The organism is Lysinibacillus sp. NPDC056185 (assembly GCF_047737915.1).
In the GTDB taxonomy this organism is placed as follows: domain Bacteria; phylum Bacillota; class Bacilli; order Bacillales_A; family Planococcaceae; genus Lysinibacillus.
This window is the reverse complement of record NZ_JBLLLQ010000094.1, coordinates 1-1,377: the sequence shown is the minus strand read 5'-3', so window position 1 is coordinate 1,377 and position 1,377 is coordinate 1. Positions and strand designations below refer to the sequence as shown.

Genomic DNA, 1,377 nt, shown 5'->3' with positions numbered 1-1,377 from the left:
GTACGGGGCGATGTCGCCCGCGCTGTCCAGTGCCTGGCCGTTGTGCTCCTGGACGGTGTCGTCGACGCAGGTGCCGAAGGTGTCCTCGGTGAGGCCCAGCTCGCCCAGGAAGAAGGACCGGGTGCCGGAGCCGGACTGGGGCAGCAGCGGGGTGAGCGATACACGGTTGAGGGAGGTGGTCCGGCAGGTGTAGATGGAGACGAGCTGCGCCTTCGTGAGGGCCTTGGGCAGCGCACTGTCGCCGCGTACGGCGAACGTGACCGCGTCCTTCCCGAACGGGATCCAGGTCAGGTCGGTGGTCGAGCTGTCCGCGACACCGCGCGAGGAGCGCGCGAAGTCCAGGCAGCCGGTGTTGTTGTCGACGGCGTTGCGCAGCGCGTTGATGCCGGCCGACGAGCCGTTCGGCCGCGGGATGGAACACCCGGTGGCCCGCGTCTTGATCGTCGACGTGCCGGTGGCGTCGTACGAGGCGATCAGGCTGCCGCTGTCGACGGCGGTGCCCAGTCCGTTCACGACGTCCTGGGTGGTGTCGGAGCCGACACCGGCGAGCACCCGGTAGGTGCCGGGGGCCGGGTCCGCCGATGCGGGGGCCGCCATGGCGCCGAGGGCGAGGGCTGCGGTACCGACAACGGCACCGATGCGTGCGCGTGACGTGACGTTCACTTCTGTTCTCCTCCGTGCATACGGATACGAGGAATGGAAGGAATGGACGCTCGAGCAGAATTCTGAATTCTTTTTCCACCGGCCCGTCGACCGGCCACGGATGACTTTTCCGTATCCGGTCGCCGACGGCCACCAACGGCGACGGTTTTTCAGGTTACGAAACCCTTTACGAGGTGACACCTGGAGAACTCAGCCGGCCTGGACTGATTTCCGTACCGAAAGACGGATCAGAAGGGGCCCCGAAAGGCCCGCGATGCCGCCCGCGAGCAGCACTCCGATCAGCACCCAGCGGACGATCCCGAGGATCGTGGAGGGGGTCGGCGCACCGGACTGGGCCACGTTCTGCCGCTTCGGCCCGGCCGGGTTCGCCGAGACGGCCGGTTTGTCCGCGGTGCCGGGGTTCGCGGCGTCACCGGCCGCGCCGACCGCGGCCGTACCGCCCACGGTCGTGCCTCCCGTCCCGCCGCCGCCCGCGCCGGGCGTTTTTCCGCCCGAGGCACCGGAGCCGCCCGAGGTACCGGAGCCGGGCGGGCCGCTCGCTTCGCCGCCGCCGGGCGCGGTCTGCGGATTCTGCAGCCGGTCGGCCGCGGCGAGGGCCTCGGTCCGCAGCGCCCCCGGCAGCGGCGCGTATCCGGGCGGGAGCAGGCCGGGAGAGACGCCGGGGTTCTGGCCGGCCCCCACCGCGTACCGGATCAGAGCGGCGTAGTCCTTGCG

Annotated in this window: 1 protein-coding gene and 1 pseudogene; both read right to left on the bottom strand. The window is 70.7% G+C overall.

Annotated elements, in window-relative coordinates; all coding sequences use genetic code 11:
• The coding region (locus ACMZ42_RS27075; protein WP_415733434.1) for a hypothetical protein at positions 1 to 663 on the bottom strand (663 nt) is incomplete at its 3' end.
• A gap of 189 nt (positions 664 to 852) precedes the next feature.
• Positions 853 to 1,377, bottom strand: a pseudogene (locus ACMZ42_RS27070) (hypothetical protein); the annotation flags it as partial.